Consider the following 21,040-nt stretch of genomic DNA (forward strand, 5'->3'; position numbering starts at 1 on the left):
TTGACAAGTGTTTAATTTAACCTTTTAATTAAAGAAGGTTTAATGACAATGGTAGATATCTCTTTACTAAAAAGAAAATTGCTGTATAGAAGCTGGCATAGAGGGTGCAAAGAAACCGATATACTTTTAGGGTATTTCGCACTCAAGTACCTTGATAAATTTTCCCTGAATGAGCTAATTGAGTATGAAAAAATAGTTGATCTTGATGATTATGAATTATATTGTTACATAACTCGTAAAATTAACCTCCCTGCTAATGTAAATAGTAAGATAATAAACTTGATTACTTGCTTTATTGAAGCTAATCCTTTATGTGCTTAATGATCTTATTCACCCTATCTAATACTTTGATGTATTCTATTTTTTCTTCGTCTCTCTGCTTTTCACATTTTTGATTTATTTCATCCAGCTTTTTCGTTAATTCTAGAACTTTGTCCTCAAGAATCAGTGCTGCCAGTAGAAAATTTAATGCGTCCGAGCCCTTACCTCCAGTTTTTTGAGATATGGAGCTAACTAGCTTATCAAAGCTGCTGGCAAGGTACAGTAAGTGATCCTTCTTTTCACTTTCACAAGATATTTTGTATGTACTATTGCGTATAACTATTTCTACTACTTGCATATAATGCTAAAATTTTCAGCGCTAACTTACCCCCACTTTCACTTTAACTTACAATGTAAGTTTTTATCCATTTAATAACTCAGATAATTTTTTACTGCCACGGAAATATGTTTTAAAGTATTGATCTTTTTCAAAATTCTGTAACATTAAATGACTTACTGTTTTTAATTTATAATACCTAATCGAAAAGGCGCCGAATCCCCTAATTTCAATTCTATTATGACGCCCCAATGCACCTGAAAGTACTTCAAAAAATCTATTAACTATAGCTTCAACAACTACCTTATCTAAAGAAGGATGCCTTTTTGCTACCTTTGCTATTATGTCAGATTTTGTTGCCATTTATGCAAAGCTAAAACTATTATCATTTAGCGGAAAGTATTATATTATATTCTTCAACACCCAACACTTCCACTTCTATTTCCTCTGATATAGAGAATTTTTTATTTTCTGGTAGATGTTCTTGATCTATTAAGAGAGTTACATCACTTTCAACTTCAACAACTAACCCATTATCTTCCCTCTTACCTACGATCACCTGCATTTTGTCACCTACTTTAACTTTCTTTATTAGCTCTATGAGAGGGTCGTACTCTATTTGCTTTATGCCAAGATAAATTCTTGTTCGATTTACATCAGCCCTTACTACTTTTGCTTCTACTGTATCGCCCACATTGTACTTTTTTATTTCCTCTGAACCATTTTTAGACCAACTTAGATCCTGCGCATAAATTGTACCTTCCACATTTTCATCTATTTCACAATCATCAAAGGTAACAGATAAATATGAACCAGTATTATTCTTAATTTTACCGGAAACAATAGATCCAGGAGGGTATTTGTCGATAAATACTTGCCAAGGGTTATCTAAACACCTTTTCATACTCAAACTCATTCTATTCTTTACAGTATCAACACCGAGAATTTTAACGGATACTTCTTGCCCCCTGGTTACGAGACTACTCACTGGCAAATTACTCTTAACCCAAACTATTTCCGATGAGTGTACTAAACCTTCAATTCCAGGCTTCAATTCAACAAATACTCCATAATCCTCTATGCTTGTTACATGCCCCTTATGTACACTATCAACTGGGTATTTTGATTCTACATCTTGCCAAGGGTTGTCTTCTAACTGTTTTATGCCTAGAGAAACTTTCGCATTTTCTTTATCTATTTTTATAATTTTGACTTTTATGATCTGACCACAGGCAAAAACTGCAGATGGATGACTTACCCTGCTCCAAGAGATATCCGTAATGTGTAACAATCCATCTATGACTCCTACTGCATCTGATTCATGAATGCCAACGAATACGCCATAATGAGTAATACTTTTTATTTTTCCTTCTATTACATCACCCTCGCTTAGAGACTCTAAAAACTTAATTTTTTCACCAGCATGCAACTTTTCCAATACCAGCTTTCTTGATACTACGATGTTACCCTGCTTCTTATCCATTTTAAGCACAATGAACTTTTGTTCAGTGTCAATAAGGTGTTTAGCATCTTTTACTTGTTTCAAATCCACATGACTCAGAGGTAAAAAAGCGCTTATTCCATCACCAAGATCAACAATAAAGCCGCATTTAATTGAACGTTTAATAACTCCACTTACTTCAGTTTGTGTAGCTGCATTTTCTTCCAACTTATGCCATTTTTCATCTCTGATTGCCTTTTCACGGCTGAGAACTACGTTACCATGATAATCTTCGATTCTTTCGACATATACCCTAATTTTGGAACCAACAATAATCTCATCATTACAACCGAGTTCCTTGATTGGAATTCTCCCATCAGACTTGAGGCCAACATCAACTACGATGTCATTGGGATTTACTCGTGTAATTACACCTTCTACTACATCTCCTTCTTTAATTTTATTGATAAAAGAATCTTCAAATAAAATGTTATCTTGATCTTCAAACTGACCTTGACATACCCCTTCTATGAACCTGTTTGATGACAGTTTTTTGATACTAATTGGTAGATTTGCAGCCGGATCATTATTATTCATACCTTTTTATTTAAACTTTATTAGAAACAATACATTATACAATATTAATAATTAGTTACAAGCGGTTTTTTGTTAACTCTTTAATGTATCTTTAATACTACCTGAGCTTTGGTACAGCGGGCTTTATTGCATAGGAAAAGTAGTTATATATACATTTGTAGTGGGGTTAATAGCGCACACTGATTTCTCTCTTTATCTTATACAAATTAATCAAGTAAAGTGAATAGAGTATCCATACGACCAAAAAAAATGTCGCACAAAATATAAACATCGTAATCAATGGCAATAGAAGGGAGCCTTCTATTGCTATTCCACCTTTTCTAAAAACACTTGCTGGCTGATGGAGGGTAGTCCACAAGTTTACGGAAAATTTTACTATAGGGATATTTACGGCACTAAAGATAGCGAATACTGCTGCTGATTTTTTAGCTCTTGCTTCGTTATCGAAAGCACTCCATAATGAAAGGTATCCAACGTACAGAAAAAATAAAATCAGCATTGAAGTAAGTCTTGCATCCCATACCCACCAAGTACCCCAAGTACCTTTCCCCCAGATACTACCTGTGATTAAGCATATTGCAGAAAAGATCGTTCCTGCAGGAGCAGCAGCATGCGCTAAAACACTAGCAATGCTGTTATTCCACACTAAAGAGATGAAACTGAGAGATGCAATGAGCCCATATATTCCAAGGGAAAGCCATGCAGAAGGTACATGAAGGTACATAATGCGTACAATTTCTCCTTGTTTATAATCCTCGGGAGAAAAGAATAAAGCTAAGAACATTCCAACTAGAAAACATGCGAAACAAATAACTCCAAGCCAGGGCAAAGCTTTCTTAGAAAAATAAGAGAAATGTGTAGGTTGTAATAAAAACATTTGTTTCAACAATAAATATGTTAAGAATTTATCAGTTAGCTCAAACTTTATCAACAGGGTAGTTTTTCTATATTTACATAAATCAACAAATTAGCACAATTTAAGTAGCAGGTTGCCTAAATCCGTACTATTATAATGCTATATAAAACATGACCCTTAAAAAGCTTAACCTACACCTAGTATCAGATTCAAGTGGTGAAACTGTTATATCAGTTGCAAGATCAGCTCTAAAGCACTTTCGTTCTGTAGAAACAATTGAATATGTTTGGTCTTTTGTGAAAGAAGAAGAACAAATTGATAAAATTTTGGAGGAAGTTAATAAGAAAAATGATGAACACCATTTCGTTATATGTACTATAACTGATGATGAGCTAAGAAAATATTTAAAAGATAGCTGTATAAAATTGGAAATTCCCTATAGAGCAATATTATCCCATATTATCAGAGAAATTTCTTCCTACCTTGAAATTGAAAAAGACGAAAAACTTGATTTACATACTGAGATAAATAATGAATATTTTCAACGCATTGAAGCAATAAACTATACTATTAATCATGATGACGGACAAAATATTCAAGATATCAATAAAGCAGACATAATCTTGATTGGAGTTTCACGTACATCAAAATCTCCTACCAGTATGTATTTAGCTTATCGGGGCTATAGGGTTGCAAATATTCCTTTTGTCAGTAAGGTACCTTTTTATGTTGATTTAACAAAATTAGAAAACAAGCTGACAATAGGGCTAACAATAGATGCAAGTAGGCTAGTGAAAATACGCAAAAACAGGCTTACTTCAATCAACAACGAAAATAATAATATATACGCTGATCCCAAGAAAGTAGAAAGGGAAATTAAAAAAGCAGAGGAACTTTTTAAACAAAACAATTGGCCAATTATTGATGTAACACAAAAGTCAATCGAAGAAGTATCGGCAACAATTATACAATACTTTAATAAAGCGTGAGGAATTTATCAATTGACTAACTTTTTATAAGTAACCATAATATAAAATAATTTGGTTCTCGCTATAGGTATGAAAGTTAAAGGTTCACTAAAATCACATCGCAGCAGAGATAAAAACTGTAAAGTTGTGAGAAGGGGTGGTAAGATTTACATTATAAATAAAGTAAAGCCAAGATGTAAAGCTCGCCAAGGTTCTTAAGCATGTTGCTTTAAGATAAGGTGAGAAGTTATAACGGCCACAATATAGTATCTTGTATATTATAATGTTGGTACTTATTCTATCGTAGAAGGCTGAGCTGTGGATAGAGTGCTTAGTTTTTTATTCATCTTTTCATGCTATACATTTTCAGTTTCTTGTATGTGAAAATATGGTGGTTATCTCTAGAAAAAAGAAAAAGTTGTTGTATTTAGGTACAGCTTTGCTCATTTTTTTTCTTACACTATATTTCAACATCAGTACAATCACGGGTAAGCGTGGCTTATTAGTATTGATGGACTTAAAAAAAGAGATAGAGTACAATAAACTTTTGCTCAAGAATATTTCTTTTGAAAAGGAAAAGTTGAGCAATAAAGTGTTCGGCTTATATGAAAAAAGCTTAGATTTGGATTTACTTGATGAGCAAGCAAGAAATGCTTTAGGCTATGTAAGCCCTAAAGAGCTAATGGTTGTGCTTGATACAGAATAGCAAGAAAGTCTTATCTTTAATGAAAGAAAAAAACTGCTATAATTCAAGCAAAAGCATTATCAACGAGACGAAAGTGAAAGGTATCTTATTAGCACTTTTAATACAGGCCATGCTTGGGCTCTCATCATTTGCAGCCGATCCTGTCTTACTAAATTGTATTGAAACTCCAGAGATTTATAATCTTGATCCAAAGCCAAAAAATTTTAACTTTTCAAACAATTTGAGAAGAAAACCTGGTTCTCCAGTTAGTGCAGCAGGAAAATTAATAAATATAATGGGTAGGGTTACTGATGTAAACTGTTTGCCAATACAAAATGCTGTAGTTTCTATATGGCACGCGAATTCACGCGGCGTGAACCATTATGATGAAAATACAGAAGATGATAAACTTGATCCGAATTTTGCTGGATCGGGAAGATTTATAGTAAATAACCTTGGCTATTATAGTTTTATTACAATAGCACCTGGTAAAACTGGTGATAGAGCTCCACACATCAACTTTCTAGTTCAACATCCAGATTTTCCAGAGTTCACAACACAAATGTTTTTTGCTGACCATAATTGTGACAATTGTGCTGATTCTGTCCTTGGAAATTTTATTGATAGTGGACTTGCAAGCCTTTTAATAGCACCATTCACTTATAACGATCGAGCCATCAAAACATATACGTTTAATATCACCTTAGGTGGGTATAACAAGTTTTCCGATAAAAGATGAAAACCCTTGCATATCGTGGGAATTCATAGTAGCCTTAAGCGCTGTTGTACTTAAAATGTATATGAAAAACATCTTACTAGTGTTTTTGCTATGTTTTATGTGCGGCTTACAATTATTTGCAACGGAGATGTCAACAATGAAGATAACAATTTCTAAGGCCTTACCTGATTTTGAAACGCTAGTGGTAGGTTTATTTGAGAATGATGAATTTATAAGTAACGGCAAGGTTTTACAAGATAAGCAAATTATAGATAACATCAAAAGATTTAGTGGCTTCAATGGGGGCTTTGGTGAATTTTTCTCTGTTACTTCATCGAAGGAAAAAAACATCATAGTTGCTGGGCTTGGTAAGAGAGATGAGTGGGATGAAAACAAGGAATTAAATATTGGTGGCAAGATATATTGCGAATTAAGTAGATTAAAGATTAAGCAAGCAGCGGTTTCAATTGAAGGCAATGCAGCAAATATTGCATATGGTGCATTTTTACGTAGTTTTAAGTTTGATAAGTATAAAACCAAAAAGGATGAAAAAGCTACAGAAGTAGAGGAGCTCACAGTGCTAGCAAAAGATGAGCAATTCAGCAGCGCTGAAGAATCATTTGAGCGTTTAAAGCAAGAAGGTGAAGGTATATTTCTTGCACGTTCTTTTACCACTGAGCCACCTAACGTTTTATATCCCGAATCCTATGCTAATCGTATAAAAGACAAACTGACTAAACTTGGCCTTGAAATCGAAGTGCTTGATAAAAAGCAAATGGAAGATAGAAAAATGGGAGCTCTGCTTGGGGTAGCACAAGGAAGCAGTAAAGAGCCCAAATTAGTAGTAATAAAATGGAATGGGACTTCTAAGGAACAAAAACCAATAGCTTTTGTGGGTAAGGGTATAACCTTTGATACTGGTGGAATATCACTCAAGCCTTCACGCGGTATGGAGTCAATGAAATATGACATGGCAGGTTCTGCTACTGTGGTTGGGGTAATGCGTACTCTAGCTGGACGAAAAGCAAAAGTAAATGCAATTGGCGTAGTTGCACTCGCAGAAAATGCAGTAGATGGTAATGCTCAAAGACCAAGCGACATAGTAACTTCGATGTCTGGGCAGACAATAGAGGTATTAAACACCGATGCAGAAGGAAGGCTCATACTTGCAGATGCTTTGTGGTACACGCAAGACAGGTTTTCACCTAAGTTTATGGTTGACCTTGCAACTTTAACTGGTGCTATAGTGGTTGCGCTTGGGAATAACGAGTATGCTGGTCTTTTTTCCAATAATGATGAATTAGCAAATCGTCTTATCGATGTAGGAAATGAAGTAAACGAGAAGTTGTGGCGTTTTCCTATGAATGAGACTTACGATAAAATTATTGATTCGCCGATTGCCGATGTTCAAAACATCGCTCCTGCAGGTTCTGGTGGGGATAGCATAATGGCTGCGCAATTTTTACAGCGTTTTGTAAATGAAACTTGCTGGGCACATTTAGACATTGCAGGCACTGCTTGGCATGAAAAAGGCACTGATATTTCTCCAAGAGGGGCAGTAGGTTTTGGTGTAAGATTACTCAATAAATTGGTTGAGAAACACTACGAGGCGGGTAATTAATGCTTAGGACTGTAAGTATTCAGGCAATGGTGTCAACTTAAGGAAAAACATCAGTGGTTGTACATAAAATTTCTCTCCAAAATTTTTTACTATTAATTTATCCAAAGGTGTGATATGGCTAATGTGCAAGTGTTGAAGTAAAGGCGATATCATCCAAGTAGTATCAAGCACTGCAATATAATGAGAAAAGGGGAACGACTTGAATGACTGGGGAACAATGCTCACAGAACACTATATAAAGGAACATTAGACCTCAGTGCCGCACCAAGGATAATATTCACATGGACATTTGCTTTACTTATTAGGATCCAATCACAATTCCCTTACTAGTTTTGTCTTTACACCGCTCTTCGACCTTACTGTTTTCAACTGAGCTTTTAGACGCACAGTAGTATATAACTGTAGCTGCAACCAAACAACAAGCCCCGACTACTATTCCTGCCGCTAACATCTGTAAGTAAACTGCAATAGCTACTCCTAAAGCAATCCCAGCTATTGCTAATGCAGAAGCAGCTACAACAGGCCTCTTACTAGCTTTTGTGCCTTGTGGAGCAGGATCGTTTTTGCCTGTAGTACAAGGTTGTCTGCTATTGCTTTGAACATCATCTTCGTTAGATAATGAAGACATTGGTGGAGCTGGCATTGGTGCTGGCGGTACTGATGTCGGTTCTGGTCCTGGCTCCGGTGGTACCGGAGTTGATTCTGGGACTAGCGGTATTGGCTCTGGTAGTACTGGAGCTAGTTCTTTTGGCACCAGTGGTACTGGAGTTGGTCCCGGTGCTGGTGTCAGTGGTACTGGTGCTGGCTGTGGATTTTTGTTATCATCTTCATTATCTATATTCTCAAGTGAAGAGCCACTACCAGAAACTGGCAGTGGAGAAACTTTAACATATTCACCATTGCTATTTTCAGTATCACTTTCAGGCAGTTTGACAAAACTTGAAGCACTGCCATTACTACCACCCACAGAACTCTTTGATGATGGTGAATCTTGTTGATCACCTTTACTTTTAAGCTCTGCATCACCCATTTGCAGCATTGTTTGTTCAGTAGGTTGATCAGGAGCAAGTTCCTGATTTTCATTTCCTTTAGATTCCGTCGATTGAATAGGAATTTGTTTCTCTTTGTCATTACCAACTGGTGGTACGGTAGTACTTTTATTTTGAGGTCCCTGCATGCTTGAAGAAGCTCCTTCGCTTTGAGTAATACCCGTTTGTTTTAGAATTGGAGCCTCAGGAACTTTTTGTTGCTCTTGAGTATTAGGCAATCTGCTACCATAACTTCCATTTACCTTTTTCCCTCCCTCGCGATTACTGCCTATAGGCTCCTGCTTTGAAGCCTCCCCCTTGTACATAATATTTTTTCTTTTGTCGACAACATTTTTTTGTTGCTGTTGGTTGTCAATACTTTTGGGCTTTGGATTTTTTTGACTGCTTGATTGGTCGTTATTTTTTCCATTCTCATTATTAGACAAAATAGATTTGGTCCTGCGCAAAACTTTCTCAAGCTCTTTAACACGTCCATAGTCTTCTTGAGAAATGTAGCCTTCGGCATATTTTTTAGCAGCATATACTTCCCTTACAACTGGCATGGCATAGTATGTACTCCATGCTTCACCTTGTTCTTTAACAAATTGACTTACTATTTCTAATACTTTTTCTACTATCAACAAGCCTTCTCTAGGTGATACATGAGTAATACCAGCTTGAACAACTTCTATATAAGTATTTAAGGCGTTAACATCTTTATTATCCACTGCTTCTTCCACTAGTTTTGCCATATCACCCAGATCAAACACTACATTCTCAGGAATAATATCGAATGAATTGTCAACACTTGAAGCTACTTCTGTTGGCAAGTCTATAATAAACGACTTCGGACCGTCACCAATATTTGCAATAAGAGACTCAACAACTGCATTGTCAGCATCTGTAAAATGTTCCTTAACATTATCTAGTAAACTTTTACCATCAGCTTTGTAATTCTTTAACTGTTCAGGGATGTTCAGCGTTACTTTGCCATTTTCATACTCTACTTCACCATTTTGAAATTTAAGTGTGAATTCTAGCTTACTGCTAGATTCATACTGTTCAAATTGGTCTAGATCTGGATTTTTTACAACTATAACATCACTATACTCAACACTTGCAGAATCCACACTATTACAACAAATACTTATTGTTTTTTCAGGAATTGTCGGTGCTAAATTATACTGGACAAGTATAGGCTGAATTTGCCCGTACATTGTAAACTCATACCCCGCTTGATTACAATTAGTAATTAATTCTTCCAGTATATGATCATTCGGAATCTCTGCTTTAACATATTCAAACATTCCTGTGAAAACTTGTTTAGCAAACGGGCGATAATCTTCGTTTCCGTTTTGAATCAAGTGATTATTCTTGTCATACAATTCGAGAATACACTTCTTATCTATTGTTTTCCCATTAATTATAAAATTCATTCTGCTTAGGTCAAGTTGTGCTTGCCTGCCAGAATTTGCATTCCTGTTATCCTCATTTACCCTTACTTGACTGAGCAAAGATTGCGTTAGCTGAAACTCTAATGTAGTTGTTGTGCTAGGACTTTGATTAGGCTGATCTTCACCGTTTACAACAACCCAATCTTCATCACCGCTCAAGTTTTGGCAGTTAGACTGAACAACTCCTGGATCGTGCTGAATATTAACCCTATTTTCAGCATTCATGTTTGCTACTGCGCATGTATTACGCCGTTTCTCATTCTCAGCTTTAAAAAGTTTTGTCCGTCCCTTTTTTCCTATAAGTGGAATATCTTGGACTTGAACTTTTTTATCAAATTTCAGTGTCCTTCCTTGTTCTATTTCCTCGGAAAAAGAACCTTTTAACTCTTCACAGTATACAGAAGCATTAATATTAATCTGTTGATCCCCACCACCAATAGTTCTATCCTTCAAAGTCATATTTATCGCTTACTACAAGTTAGCTTAATTTAGTATAGCACTAAATAACGACTTTGCCAAGCAAATTGTTTAATTTTTTAGCAAACAGGCTCGCATCGTCCATCTCTTCGCCTTCCACAATACAAGCTTGATAGAACAATAGATGGACCATGTCTTCCAATGTCGGGTTTTCACCATCTTCAGCATGAGATTTCATTATACTTTTTATTACAGGATGTTTAGTGTTGATTTCGAGCACCTTTGGTGTGCGGTAATTCAGCTGTTTTTGCTCGCGTAAAAAACGCTCCATACGAAGATCCATAGCACCTTCATCAACTGCTAAACATACAGGACTATCGGTCAATTTTTTAGAAATTTTTACACTTTTTACTGCATTACCAAGAACTTTGGTGAAATACTCTAATATAGAATCCGTATTTTCTTCACTCTGTTCTTCATCTGATTTATTTTCTTCATCTTTTTTCTCTGAAGAGAATTTTTCCAAATCAACATCAGCACGAGTTACAGACTTAAATTTTTGATCTTTATATTCATGAATTACACTAGTCCAGAAATCGTCCACTGGATCAACAAACAGAAGAACCTCCAATCCTTTGCTGACAAATCCTTCAAGTTGTGGGCTGTTTTTCACTGAATCGAGGCTATTTCCTGTGAGATAATAGATATACTCCTGCTCGGATTTCATTCTGCTTATATAGTCATCAATACTGACTAACTTATCATCACTAGTGCTATGAAATCTACAAATTGAGAGCAATGCTTCTCTTTCGTCAGTTGGCATAGCTTCACAAAGACCCTCTTTTAGTACCGCACCAAAATTGGCCCAAAATTTTGTGTACTCCTCTAGATTTTCTTTTGCCTTTTTACCAAGCTCTGATATCACGCGCTTAGTGAGGGATTTCCTAATTTGCTCAACAACTCGATTGTTCTGCAGCGTTTCTCTGCTGATATTGAGAGGCAAATCCGGTGAATCAACAATACCTTTCAGAAAACGCAAGTATTGCGGTATGACCTGTACATTATCTTCAGTGATAAACACTTTATTTACGTACAATTTCACGGAGCAACGTCTATCTGGATGAAATAAATCAAAAGGTTTAATAGAAGGAACATAAAGCAAATTCGTATATTCTATTGCCCCTTCATTTTTGTTATGCAATATCATCCAAGGTTCCCCGCCAACATGCGCAACGCTGCGGAAAAAATCATTGTGCTCCTCTTGAGAAACGTCATTTTTCGGTTTAGTCCAAATTGCAGCCTTGCTGTTTAACTTTTCACTTTTTCCTTCTTCGTCTATAAATTCAACGGGAAAATTTATGTGATCTGAATAAGTAGTAACAATGTTTTCGATGCGAAACTTGTCTAAAAATTCGCTTTCTTCAGGACGCATAATCAAGGTAATCTTGGTACCACGAGGGATTTGATCATCTAATTTACTGATTGAATATTCTCCATCTCCTTTTGATTTCCAGACCCAAGATTCCTCTTCTCCCGCCTTTCGAGACTCAACTATAACTTCTGAAGCAACCATGAAGCTTGAGTAAAAACCCACGCCAAATTTTCCTATTAACTCTACAGTTTGGCTCGAATCTTTACTATTTTTAATTGCTTCTAGGAATTTTTGTGTACCAGAGCTAGCAATTGTACCGAGATTATCTATTAAATCTTGTCTGTTCATTCCAATCCCATTGTCAGTTATACACAACTCATTCTTATCTTTATTGGCACCAATGGTAATTTTTAACTCGCCACTTGAATCTAGCAAATTAGGATTTAGTTGTGATTCATAGCGTAATTTGTCACATGCATCTGATGCATTTGATATTAATTCACGCAGAAAAATATCCTTATTGGTATAAAGCGAATGAATTACTATGTTCAGTACTTTGCCTACTTCAGCATCAAATTTTAAATTTTCACTTTCTTGTACGTCGTGCATTTCAAGCTCCATGATTAGCCTACTACTTAATAATCTAAGTATTGTACCGCGATCTTTCAAGGTCACGCACACCAAAATAAAACTTCTTGCATAACCATATCAAATCAGCTTTGGCATATGCGAAAAAACTACTTGACAGTCTTCGCTGACTCCAATTATCATAGTACTGAAGCTATTTGTTTAACTTCCCAATCTGTACAGGTTAAAATGACAAGAGAACTTGTATTTGGCGTACTATTGTTTAATTTTTCGCACTATGTGCACTGCATGTCTTTTTAAAACTTCGGGTTTTTGCCCATACAAGCTGAAACGCGCTTATAAGTCGTTTAAGACATCACCCAACGCCGGATTTTAAAATAGAGAGTGGAATAACTAGCTACCTCGGGGTTTTATTGTCTTTTCTTCCTGTCTGGTAAATTTCTTAAATATTATAGCTTAGACTAGTTGCGTTTAAAAGCAGCTAAATTGCAGCGTTTAAGACACAAAAACGCCAATACTGAAAATAAATACTGACCAGGGCTTCTTTTGCTTTTTTTCTCATTTGGTAAATTTCTTAATGTTTATAGCTAAAGCAATTTAAGAGCACAAAAAAAATGTCAAAAATAATTGCCTTTAGTTTAAGTTAAGCGATAAGTCTAATTGTAGCTATACATCATAGTCAAATGCTTTTTCAAATCGCTGGAGTCAAGCGGATTATCTTTCACGACCCGTATTCACTTCATTGACTTTAGGAGTGTTGACAGGCGTTATTGCTGGATTTTTAAGCTCTGTTACCTGTTTTAAACCCTCGCTTATGCTTTGGTCTTGACTTAAAACTTTATCAAAGTGCTTGCCCTGTTGATGACCATTCACCACGCTAATTTCTAGGCCAGGACTTGTATGCTTGAAAGACTCACCAGGCTGAATATTATATTCCCTACCATTAATGTTTAAGTTAATTGTATGAGCAACATTGGGAGAGGTTGCATCTTGCTGCAGATTTTGCTCTGTTTCAGAACTATTGTATATAATACTAATGTTAAGAGCCTTGTCCTGATAATTAAAAGACTTTCCTGGTTCTAAATTGAATTCTTTTCCGTTTATATTTATGTAGGAGCTCTGGTTGACACTTTTTTGTTGCATTTCATTATTTAATGTATTTTTTTGGGCTGCTCCTTTCATATTGTTGGTATTTTCTATACCCTTTTTATCTTCACCCAAAAGTTTTTCTAATATCTTTTTAACAAAGCGTTTTAGAAGACTAAAAAGCCCTTCTTCTTTTTGATTTTCTTGAGGTACATTATCCTTTTCATCTTGTCCAAGCTTTTTATTATTCGATTTCTCTCTTTTAAGATCCCTACCCAATGAGAAACCAGCTTTGTGCTCATATGGGGCTTCATCCATTTGCACAGAAGCTTCAGAAGTCTTGTGTCCGCTCCGTTTAAAACTCTTATCTTTCGCTGGAGTTTTTCCAAGAGTTTCAGCTAATTCCGCAGAGTTCTTACTGACTATAGGACTAACAGCCTGTGACTCAAGCTCTGGTGAAGTTTGAGCCTCAGAACTTATAGGTGGTTGTGTGTCTGTTTGTATATAAGCTTCAAAAGCTTCTTTTTGTTCACTTTGTCCAAACTTTTCACCTTCTGCAGTAGTTTCTTTAAGATTGCTAGCTGCCTCTTGAAACTCTGGATTATTGCGCAACTCCTCAACCCTTGGTGGTTGTGTTTCTGTTTGTGTAGAAGCTTCAGTAGTCTGTGTGACTCGCCCAGCTTCTTGAGGTGATTTATCATTATCACCTGATCTACTTTTTTTACTTGTACCAAACTCTTTTCTTAGCTCTTGTGCTGATCGTCTAAGTTTATCTACTTCTTCTTCATTCTGCCTCTGTTGTTTTTTAAGCTCCTTATCTAATTTTGCAATATTTTTAATTTTGTTTTCAAGATCTTCACTTTTCACAGCCTTTAGGGCCTTTGTTCCTTTTGCGATGTAATTAACCTTCTCTTCTAACGAAGTATCTTCTGGAAATGCGCCTGGAGAACGTCCAAAAACATCTTTAAATTTTTTTTCAACATTTTCTTGAGATGTATTCTTAGCTTCAGTCATACCTACTCCTAATAAAGCACATAAAACCAGTGTATTAGCTTATTATGTAGAAATGGTTAATACAACCCGCAATAAATAATGTTTCTTGTACGCGTAAAGAGCATCTTATTTATATTTTTTTCATCAAAATGTTATTTACTTATTAACCCAAAATACGTAACAATGTAGAAATGAAAAATAGCTCATTAGCAGTAGTATTTGACTGGGATAATACCTTAGTTGATACCCAAGACAATATCTCTAATGCCATTAAGTATACCCTAGATTCAATGGGATGTAGTAATAAAACCGCTGACAGGAATTCCCATGAATCGAGAAAGAGCTACATGGTCAGTTTGTTTGGCGATCGGTGGAAAAAAGCAAATCAGATATATCAACAATACTTAGATAATGCATTGTTGCAAAACATTACTCTCAATCAAGGAGTAGAGAAAATGTTGCAGACGTTGAAAAGCCATAATATCTATCTAGCAATAGTAAGTAATAAGAAAAATACTAATTTACGTGAAGAAGTTGCCTATTTTAAGCTAGACTCTTACTTTGAGAGAGTAGTTGGTTCATCCGATACTGCAGAAGATAAACCATCTGCAACTCCACTGCTATTTGCACTAGAGGAGAGTATATTGCCTATAAATAAAGAAAATGTATTTTTTGTTGGTGACAGTATCACAGATATTTTGTGTGCACAAAACGCCAATTGTTTACCGATTGTATATGGCCAATCAATAAGTGGATATGAAGATTTGTTATGTTTTCAACATTTTGATAAACTTACAGATTTTATAATAAAATATTTAAAAGATAGGTAATAACTACTGTTATGGAAATTGCTAGTATCAAAAGGCGCTTTTGTGCATATTTAATAGATGTGGCAATTTTATTAATTCCAAACTTATTAATCATACTATTGTTAAAGAATTTTCCGTTAATTTTACATCTATCGTACATGTGTGTAAATTGCAGTTACTTCACATATTTTATATCTTCAGCAGCTCAAGCAACTCCCGGTCAGCAGTTAATGAACATACATACTATAAGATTAGACGGTTCTAAAATAGACTTGAGCTTAGCATTTGATAGAAGCATCTCTCAGTTCTTTCTTCACCTATTGAAAAACGTAATAATTATCCTCATCGGGCTTTTCCAAGAACAAAATATACTAGTAAACATTTTAAACATGCTGGTAGTAATTACATTGCTGCTCGCTCTTTGCTGGTATTTAGTGGCTTGCTTCTCTCAGAAGAAACAAACATATCACGATATGCTATTTGGTACGATTGTTGTGAAAGGAGCTATCAAATGAATTGCTATAACCCTCATTGTCATATAGATTATACCAATAGATTAAACTAAAGGACGGTTATGAGTAAAGAGATAGTAAAGCATTTGAATACATTACTAACCAATGAATTGACTTCTGTGCGCCAGTATCTTTTGCATTTCGCAATTCTCAAGGATAATGGGATTAATAAACTTGCAGAAAAGATGAAAAGTGAGCTCAATGAAGAACTTGGGCACGCAAATGAGCTAGCAGAAAGGATTTTATTGCTTAAGGGTGTGCCAAACTTTCAAGATACAAATGAAATCTCAAAATACGACGGACAGTTTACAAAAGGTACAATACGAAAAATTTTAGAAGATAATTTAAAATTAGAAAAAGAAGGTTTGAAAGACTACAAAGAGGCAATTTCTGTTGCTGAAAAAGAAAAGGATTTTGTTAGTGTAATGTTACTAGAAGAATTATTGAAAAATGAGGAAGAGCATTTACATTGGATTGAAGAGCAGATTAACCTTATTGAGCTTATAGGTGTTGAAAATTACCTAAAAACACAAATATAGAGTGTTAAAAAAAGCAGTATTTGTCTTAATTATACCTTGTTTACTCCTTTTTTCATTAGGGTTATGGCAACTGTTTAGGCTGAGCTGGAAGAATAGTATTATAAAAAGCATGAGTCTTCCAGTTGTTCATCTATTGCCCGATGATGACCTTACAAAGTTTAACTATAGGCATGTCAAGATTGATGGGATTCTAAGTGACATAGAACTATATGTTTTTGCGGGACAACGTGGCTATTACATACTCTCTCCTATGTTGCTTACTACTGGACACTACATGCTAGTACACAAAGGAATAGTCGGAGAAAAAAAGGAAGAAAAAGCAAAAATTGAAAGAGTAGCTGCAAGTGGAGTTTTATATTGTGATAGCAGCAAAAGTAAAAGTTGGTTGATCAAAAATGATACTACTTTGAACACGTGGTTTACTCTGAGTGCAGAAGAAATCTCCAATGAACTTGGTATTGAGCTAGAGAAGTGTATGTTGTGGCAGGAAGGTTTCAGCAATAAACTAACTGTACAGCCGATGAAACACTTGGAATATGCAATAACTTGGTTTGCACTTTCCGTGATTTGGCTAATTACGTGTATAGTTTATTATAGACAAAGCAAATGTCACCCAAGCAGTTGATACACATCTGTATGGGCATTTGTTTCATATATCTTACATGACACCACTTTTGCTTCAACATGCCTCTGCGCATTTCTGTCAACTCATTACTTGGCCTTCATATACTTGTAAGATTGCAACTTTCGTATCTCCCAGTTATTCACATACTGCTGGACTAATTCAGGATAGTCTTTAATAATTAATAAGTTTTCAGCATTCCCTTTTTCAGCTGTCTTACTCAGGTTAAACGACCCTGTGATGACTTTTTGATTATCGACAATTATTACCTTATTATGGGCGATCTTTGGCTTATTATCAATCCAAACTGGTATTCCACTTGCAAACAATTCATTTATAACACTATATTTTGAATGAAGTTGCGATTTATCCAAGATAACTTCAACATCAATACCACGCTTCTTAGCATTAATCAAAGCCTTTGCAACTGCTTCAAGGGTAAATGTATATTCTTGTACTAAAATGGATTCCTTAGACCGGTCTATCTCACTGATTATCGGGACAACGCAATCTTCTTCAGGCGAAAAGCAAACTGTAGCTTTTGGGCAAGATGAAAATATAGAACCGGCATAGTAATACAAAGAAAAACATGCCAACAAAAATAAAAGGTATAGAAGCCTCACAATTCACACCTGAATATATGGTAGTAGACTACATCATAGTTTAATCATCTGTCAATCCATACCCCTTCCACTTCTCTGTAACTTTTTTTACTATTTCTTCGCTCATTTCAATTTTTCTTCCCCACTCTCGTTTGGTTTCAGGCGGGATTTTATTTGTCGCATCAAATCCCATTTTACCTCCAAGTCCACTTTCAGGAGAGGCAAAATCTAAATAATCAATTGGGGCATTCTCTATCATGATTGTATCACGTACAGGGTCCATTCTCGTTGATATTGCCCACATCACTTCCTTCCAATCACGTACATTTATATCATCATCAACAACTATAATAAATTTTGTGTATAAAAACTGCTTGAGGAAGGAAAGTATGCCCATAACAACTCTTTTCGCATGTCCGGGATAAGATTTTTTGATCGACACTACTGCTATTCTATAGGAACAACCCTCCGGTGGCAGATAAAAGTCCACTATCTCTGGAAATTGATTGATAAGAATTGGTACAAAGATTTCATTGAGTGCTTCACCAAGAATTGATGGTTCATCTGGCGGCTTACCAGTAAAAGTGCTGAGATAAATTGGGTTTTTGCGCATTGTAATTGCAGTAATGTTAAACTCAGGAAATTGCTCAACAGAATTATAGTAGCCAGTGTGGTCTCCGTATGGCCCTTCATCTCGATAGCTATCCAAACTTACATAGCCCTCCAGAACAATCTCCGCATGAGCTGGCACTTGAAGTGGTATAGTCTTGCAATTTACAAGTTCAAGAGGTTTTTTGCGCAGCAGTCCAGCAAATTGGTATTCTGACAATGTTTCTGGCACTGGAGTTACTGCAGCGATAAGCGTTGCGGGATCGCTACCGATCACAGCGGCAGCAGGAAACTTCATGCTTTGCCCCTTTTCCTTCCACCGTTTATGGTGACCTGCTCCCCCACGATGTGCAAGCCAGCGCATTAGAGTCGTTTTTTTATCTATAACCTGCATACGATATATTCCAAGATTGAAGTTATCTTGCTTGTCCTTCGTGGGTCCTTTTGTTACCACAATCGGCCAGGTAATAAGCGGTGCAGGTTCATTTGGCCAACACGTTTGAATAGGTAGTAAACTGAGGTCTACTTCATCCCCAGTTAGCACCACTTCTTGACATGGAGCTTTGCTTACGACTTTACTGCGCATCGATAACACAACTTTTAGCAGAGGAAACATCTTCATAGCATCCTTGAGGTTTTTTGGTGGCTCAGGAGATTGCAAAAACGCTAGAAGTTTACCCAGATCCCTCAGTTCACCAGGATTTATACCCAGTCCCAATGCAATTCTCTCAATAGTGCCAAATAAATTCACCAAAACTGGAATCGAATTTTTGCCGTTTTCTGTGACAACATTTTCAAAAATGATTGCTGGTCCTTTGCTTGACAGAACTCTGCGGTGAATTTCTGTCATTTCAAGAACTGTTGAAACCTCCTCCTTAATCCTAATTAGATCCTTTTTTTCTTCTAAAGCAGAGATGAAGTCATGTAGGTTGTTGTACATATCTCAAAATAAGTCTTCTAGTGTAATCACATGATGTATTGTATCTTTCAGATATCTGTTTTCAGAAACTCCATTTGCAGCAATCAATACCCAGAATATCTGCTTCTTTGATTTCGTCTTTTCTCTATAAACTGCTTCTTTTCTCTTTAACTTTTCAACAAACTTCTTCGTCACTATATAAGGTTTATCGCTATACTTTATTTCATAACACATTGTACATCCATCTTCTCTATCTAAAACCAGATCTATTTGAGCACCAGACTCTTTACTATATTTTCCTGGTTGATACTGCCAATCGTAACACTTAGTTAGTATATACTCAATTTCCAACTTCCTTTTTATTGCACTAGCATGTTTGAAGCAAACTTCCTCAAAAGCCTTTCCTACCCATGCAAACCAAGTCGGCTTGTTCATTACTGATTCCCAGTAACGACTACCATCTGTCACTACCCCTCGCGTAGTCTTCCGAAACTCTTCAATCCATGAAAAATAAAACAATGTGTACTCATCAATCACCTTATAATGTATTCCTTTCCTTTTGTGGTTATCAGGTAAAAAACTGCTAATAAACCCGGCTTCCTCTAAACTTCTGAGCCTAGCAGTTAAATAACCACCTTCGCTTATTTTAGTAGCATCAACCAGTTCTCTCCTGCTTATTCTTGACTTCTTTGCAATCGCGCGAATAATATTCAAGTATACTTCTGGTTCCTCATACAAAGAGTGAAACAGCATATTAAACTCATCAAAAAGTAATCCATTTTTTTGAAAACAAATCAAACCAATGTTTTGTGCTGCTGATAACCCTTTCTGCACTGCTTTAAGATAATGCGGTACACCTCCCATGGCCATATAGAGCTGCAATATTTGCTGGCGATTAAGATTAACCCCTCGATATTTTAGATATGCTTCAGTCTCACGTAGGTTGAAAGGTTGTAGAGAAATCCTTGCGGTGATGCGGTTATGCAATCCCCCTTTGGTATAGATTATATTTTCCAACATCCAAGAAGCCGCTGAACCACATACAACCAAAATAAGTTTCTTTCGGTATGTCCAGCGTGTATTCCAAAAATATTCTAATGCTTTTAAAAAACCAGATTTTTTTGTAGCTAGCCACGGTAATTCATCAAAAAATAAAACAATTTGTTCATTTTCATGTGTGTTATCAATAGCGAGTGTTAGTTGCTGCAATGCATCCATCCAATCTTCAGGCAAAGCCATTCTTGCACCTTTGTAAAAAGCATTTGATAACGAATGTGTAAAGATTTTAAGCTGTTCTTGCATAGTACCATCATTAAGGCCAGTCTGTTCAAACAAAACATCGGCACGTTTACTGAAAAATTGTTTTATTAGATATGTCTTACCCACGCGACGCCGACCATAAACAGCAATAAATTCAGCTGATTGAGAAAGAAGCTTGTCTTGTAGAATAGCTATTTCTTTTTTCCTACCAATTATTGGCTCATTCATATATTTATTCCGCGGAGTTTATTGAAATTATACACAGCGGAATAAAATTATCAACTTTTTTACCGCCGCGTTTACGGTGGACAACCTCTTACCTGCTAATTGTAATGTTCGTACAACCATGACCATAATGCAAGAAGTCTATCACCATTAAGATAAGCCTTTTTTTCATTTTTACGCAAAATCGAAAATAAGAGGTGTTATTTTCATCTATGCAAATAAGGTAAAGGCTTATTTTCATTTTTATACAAAATCGAAAATAAGAGGTTTTTTTTATTTTCATCAAAGGGCGTCATTCCAGCGCGTGACGCTGGAATTCAGTAAAAAAAAGAATGGATCCCAGTGTCCGCTACTCGGATGACATCATTAGACTACTTGGATGCATCGTAGAGGCTACAGGAATGACATCCACAACCCTGTCATTCCAGCGTGTGACGCTGGTCCATTTTCTACAGGTGTCATTCCAGTGCTTGACACTGGAATCTAGAAAAGTTTGCTTGTGAGCAAGCAAACTGATCTGG

Annotated in this window: 21 protein-coding genes; 11 read left to right on the forward strand and 10 right to left on the reverse strand. The window is 36.0% G+C overall.

What is annotated here, in order from left to right:
- Positions 1-48 precede the first annotated feature (48 nt).
- A complete protein-coding gene (locus HF196_RS01025) occupies positions 49-321 on the forward strand; it encodes an FAD assembly factor SdhE (RefSeq protein ID WP_168456238.1) in 273 nt (90 codons plus the stop codon).
- Here HF196_RS01025 and HF196_RS01030 read toward each other — a convergent pair.
- The 4 genes from HF196_RS01030 to ccmC all read right to left on the reverse strand — a co-directional run bounded on the left by HF196_RS01030 (position 302) and on the right by ccmC (position 3,513).
- The gene (locus HF196_RS01030; RefSeq protein ID WP_168455434.1) at positions 302-619 is read right to left on the reverse strand and encodes a cell division protein ZapA; all 318 of its coding nucleotides are present in this window, start codon (positions 617-619) and stop codon (positions 302-304) included. The two genes, HF196_RS01025 and HF196_RS01030, sit on opposite strands and share 20 nt — an antisense overlap.
- 63 nt (positions 620-682) lie before the next feature.
- Positions 683-961 (reverse strand): HU family DNA-binding protein, encoded by a 279-nt coding sequence (locus tag HF196_RS01035; RefSeq protein ID WP_168455435.1) that lies wholly within the window; start codon positions 959-961, stop codon positions 683-685.
- Between the two features lie 22 nt (positions 962-983).
- Positions 984-2,636, reverse strand: a complete 1,653-nt coding sequence (locus HF196_RS01040; protein WP_168455436.1) for a 30S ribosomal protein S1 — start codon at positions 2,634-2,636, stop codon at positions 984-986.
- A gap of 166 nt (positions 2,637-2,802) precedes the next feature.
- Positions 2,803-3,513 (reverse strand): heme ABC transporter permease CcmC, encoded by a 711-nt coding sequence (ccmC, locus tag HF196_RS01045; protein WP_168455437.1) that lies wholly within the window; start codon positions 3,511-3,513, stop codon positions 2,803-2,805.
- A gap of 149 nt (positions 3,514-3,662) precedes the next feature.
- Here ccmC and HF196_RS01050 point away from each other — a divergent pair, with 149 nt between their 5' ends.
- From HF196_RS01050 to HF196_RS01070, 5 genes are all read left to right on the forward strand, one after another.
- Positions 3,663-4,481, forward strand: coding sequence for a pyruvate, water dikinase regulatory protein (locus HF196_RS01050; protein ID WP_168455438.1), 819 nt, complete (start codon positions 3,663-3,665; stop codon positions 4,479-4,481).
- A 69-nt stretch (positions 4,482-4,550) separates the two neighbouring features.
- A complete protein-coding gene (gene ykgO, locus HF196_RS01055; protein ID WP_168455439.1) occupies positions 4,551-4,679 on the forward strand; it encodes a type B 50S ribosomal protein L36 in 129 nt (42 codons plus the stop codon).
- A 220-nt stretch (positions 4,680-4,899) separates the two neighbouring features.
- Positions 4,900-5,166 (forward strand): FtsB family cell division protein, encoded by a 267-nt coding sequence (locus HF196_RS01060; protein ID WP_246198571.1) that lies wholly within the window; start codon positions 4,900-4,902, stop codon positions 5,164-5,166.
- Positions 5,167-5,185: 19 nt separating this feature from the next.
- Positions 5,186-5,884, forward strand: a complete 699-nt coding sequence (locus HF196_RS01065) for a protocatechuate 3,4-dioxygenase (RefSeq protein WP_168455440.1) — start codon at positions 5,186-5,188, stop codon at positions 5,882-5,884.
- Positions 5,885-5,981: 97 nt separating this feature from the next.
- Positions 5,982-7,484 (forward strand): leucyl aminopeptidase, encoded by a 1,503-nt coding sequence (locus tag HF196_RS01070; protein WP_168456240.1) that lies wholly within the window; start codon positions 5,982-5,984, stop codon positions 7,482-7,484.
- 301 nt (positions 7,485-7,785) lie between these two features.
- Here HF196_RS01070 and HF196_RS01075 read toward each other — a convergent pair whose 3' ends face one another.
- The 3 genes from HF196_RS01075 to HF196_RS01085 form a co-directional block, all read right to left on the reverse strand.
- A complete protein-coding gene (locus tag HF196_RS01075; RefSeq protein ID WP_168455441.1) occupies positions 7,786-10,425 on the reverse strand; it encodes a TomO hydrophobic C-terminal domain-containing protein in 2,640 nt (879 codons plus the stop codon).
- 40 nt (positions 10,426-10,465) lie between these two features.
- Positions 10,466-12,364 (reverse strand): molecular chaperone HtpG, encoded by a 1,899-nt coding sequence (htpG, locus tag HF196_RS01080; RefSeq protein WP_168456241.1) that lies wholly within the window; start codon positions 12,362-12,364, stop codon positions 10,466-10,468.
- A gap of 693 nt (positions 12,365-13,057) precedes the next feature.
- Positions 13,058-14,443, reverse strand: coding sequence for a hypothetical protein (locus tag HF196_RS01085; RefSeq protein WP_168455442.1), 1,386 nt, complete (start codon positions 14,441-14,443; stop codon positions 13,058-13,060).
- Between the two features lie 170 nt (positions 14,444-14,613).
- On the opposite strand from HF196_RS01085, the gene HF196_RS01090 reads away from it, so the two are divergent.
- From HF196_RS01090 to HF196_RS01105, 4 genes are read left to right on the forward strand one after another with little or no spacing between them, the layout of a single operon-like run.
- Positions 14,614-15,252, forward strand: coding sequence for an HAD family hydrolase (locus HF196_RS01090; protein ID WP_168455443.1), 639 nt, complete (start codon positions 14,614-14,616; stop codon positions 15,250-15,252).
- Between the two features lie 11 nt (positions 15,253-15,263).
- On the forward strand, positions 15,264-15,746 hold the full coding sequence (locus tag HF196_RS01095; protein WP_168455444.1) for an RDD family protein: 483 nt from the start codon (positions 15,264-15,266) through the stop codon (positions 15,744-15,746).
- A 59-nt stretch (positions 15,747-15,805) separates the two neighbouring features.
- Positions 15,806-16,282, forward strand: coding sequence for a bacterioferritin (gene bfr, locus HF196_RS01100; protein ID WP_168455445.1), 477 nt, complete (start codon positions 15,806-15,808; stop codon positions 16,280-16,282).
- Position 16,283: 1 nt separating this feature from the next.
- Positions 16,284-16,907, forward strand: coding sequence for an SURF1 family protein (locus HF196_RS01105; RefSeq protein WP_168455446.1), 624 nt, complete (start codon positions 16,284-16,286; stop codon positions 16,905-16,907).
- Positions 16,908-16,993: 86 nt separating this feature from the next.
- Here HF196_RS01105 and HF196_RS01110 read toward each other — a convergent pair whose 3' ends face one another.
- Genes HF196_RS01110 through HF196_RS01120 form a run of 3 tightly spaced genes read right to left on the reverse strand, consistent with a single transcriptional unit; the run spans position 16,994 to position 20,522 of the window.
- Positions 16,994-17,527: a phospholipase D family nuclease gene (locus HF196_RS01110; RefSeq protein WP_168455447.1), complete on the reverse strand. Its 534-nt coding sequence runs from the start codon at positions 17,525-17,527 to the stop codon at positions 16,994-16,996.
- Positions 17,528-17,567: 40 nt separating this feature from the next.
- Positions 17,568-19,055, reverse strand: a complete 1,488-nt coding sequence (locus HF196_RS01115) for a UbiD family decarboxylase (protein WP_168455448.1) — start codon at positions 19,053-19,055, stop codon at positions 17,568-17,570.
- Between the two features lie 3 nt (positions 19,056-19,058).
- A complete protein-coding gene (locus tag HF196_RS01120) occupies positions 19,059-20,522 on the reverse strand; it encodes an AAA family ATPase (protein ID WP_168455449.1) in 1,464 nt (487 codons plus the stop codon).
- Between the two features lie 329 nt (positions 20,523-20,851).
- On the opposite strand from HF196_RS01120, the gene HF196_RS06130 reads away from it, so the two are divergent.
- Positions 20,852-21,022, forward strand: coding sequence for a hypothetical protein (locus HF196_RS06130; RefSeq protein ID WP_168455450.1), 171 nt, complete (start codon positions 20,852-20,854; stop codon positions 21,020-21,022).
- The last annotated feature ends 18 nt before the right edge of the window (positions 21,023-21,040 follow it).

The sequence above is a fragment of the Wolbachia endosymbiont of Ctenocephalides felis wCfeJ genome (genome assembly GCF_012277315.1).
Lineage (GTDB): Bacteria > Pseudomonadota > Alphaproteobacteria > Rickettsiales > Anaplasmataceae > Wolbachia.

Bases quoted from the DNA above. Each gene is read 5' to 3' on its own strand.
- HF196_RS01025 (WP_168456238.1), top strand. From the start codon at position 49: ATGGTAGATATCTCTTTACTAAAAAGAAAATTGCTGTATAGAAGCTGG.
- HF196_RS01030 (WP_168455434.1), bottom strand. From the start codon at position 619: ATGCAAGTAGTAGAAATAGTTATACGCAATAGTACATACAAAATATCT.
- HF196_RS01035 (WP_168455435.1), bottom strand. From the start codon at position 961: ATGGCAACAAAATCTGACATAATAGCAAAGGTAGCAAAAAGGCATCCT.
- HF196_RS01040 (WP_168455436.1), bottom strand. From the start codon at position 2,636: ATGAATAATAATGATCCGGCTGCAAATCTACCAATTAGTATCAAAAAA.
- ccmC (WP_168455437.1), bottom strand. From the start codon at position 3,513: ATGTTTTTATTACAACCTACACATTTCTCTTATTTTTCTAAGAAAGCT.
- HF196_RS01050 (WP_168455438.1), top strand. From the start codon at position 3,663: ATGACCCTTAAAAAGCTTAACCTACACCTAGTATCAGATTCAAGTGGT.
- ykgO (WP_168455439.1), top strand. From the start codon at position 4,551: ATGAAAGTTAAAGGTTCACTAAAATCACATCGCAGCAGAGATAAAAAC.
- HF196_RS01065 (WP_168455440.1), top strand. From the start codon at position 5,186: ATGAAAGAAAAAAACTGCTATAATTCAAGCAAAAGCATTATCAACGAG.
- HF196_RS01070 (WP_168456240.1), top strand. From the start codon at position 5,982: ATGTGCGGCTTACAATTATTTGCAACGGAGATGTCAACAATGAAGATA.
- HF196_RS01075 (WP_168455441.1), bottom strand. From the start codon at position 10,425: ATGACTTTGAAGGATAGAACTATTGGTGGTGGGGATCAACAGATTAAT.
- htpG (WP_168456241.1), bottom strand. From the start codon at position 12,364: ATGCACGACGTACAAGAAAGTGAAAATTTAAAATTTGATGCTGAAGTA.
- HF196_RS01085 (WP_168455442.1), bottom strand. From the start codon at position 14,443: ATGACTGAAGCTAAGAATACATCTCAAGAAAATGTTGAAAAAAAATTT.
- HF196_RS01090 (WP_168455443.1), top strand. From the start codon at position 14,614: ATGAAAAATAGCTCATTAGCAGTAGTATTTGACTGGGATAATACCTTA.
- HF196_RS01095 (WP_168455444.1), top strand. From the start codon at position 15,264: ATGGAAATTGCTAGTATCAAAAGGCGCTTTTGTGCATATTTAATAGAT.
- bfr (WP_168455445.1), top strand. From the start codon at position 15,806: ATGAGTAAAGAGATAGTAAAGCATTTGAATACATTACTAACCAATGAA.
- HF196_RS01115 (WP_168455448.1), bottom strand. From the start codon at position 19,055: ATGTACAACAACCTACATGACTTCATCTCTGCTTTAGAAGAAAAAAAG.
- HF196_RS01120 (WP_168455449.1), bottom strand. From the start codon at position 20,522: ATGAATGAGCCAATAATTGGTAGGAAAAAAGAAATAGCTATTCTACAA.
- HF196_RS06130 (WP_168455450.1), top strand. From the start codon at position 20,852: ATGGATCCCAGTGTCCGCTACTCGGATGACATCATTAGACTACTTGGA.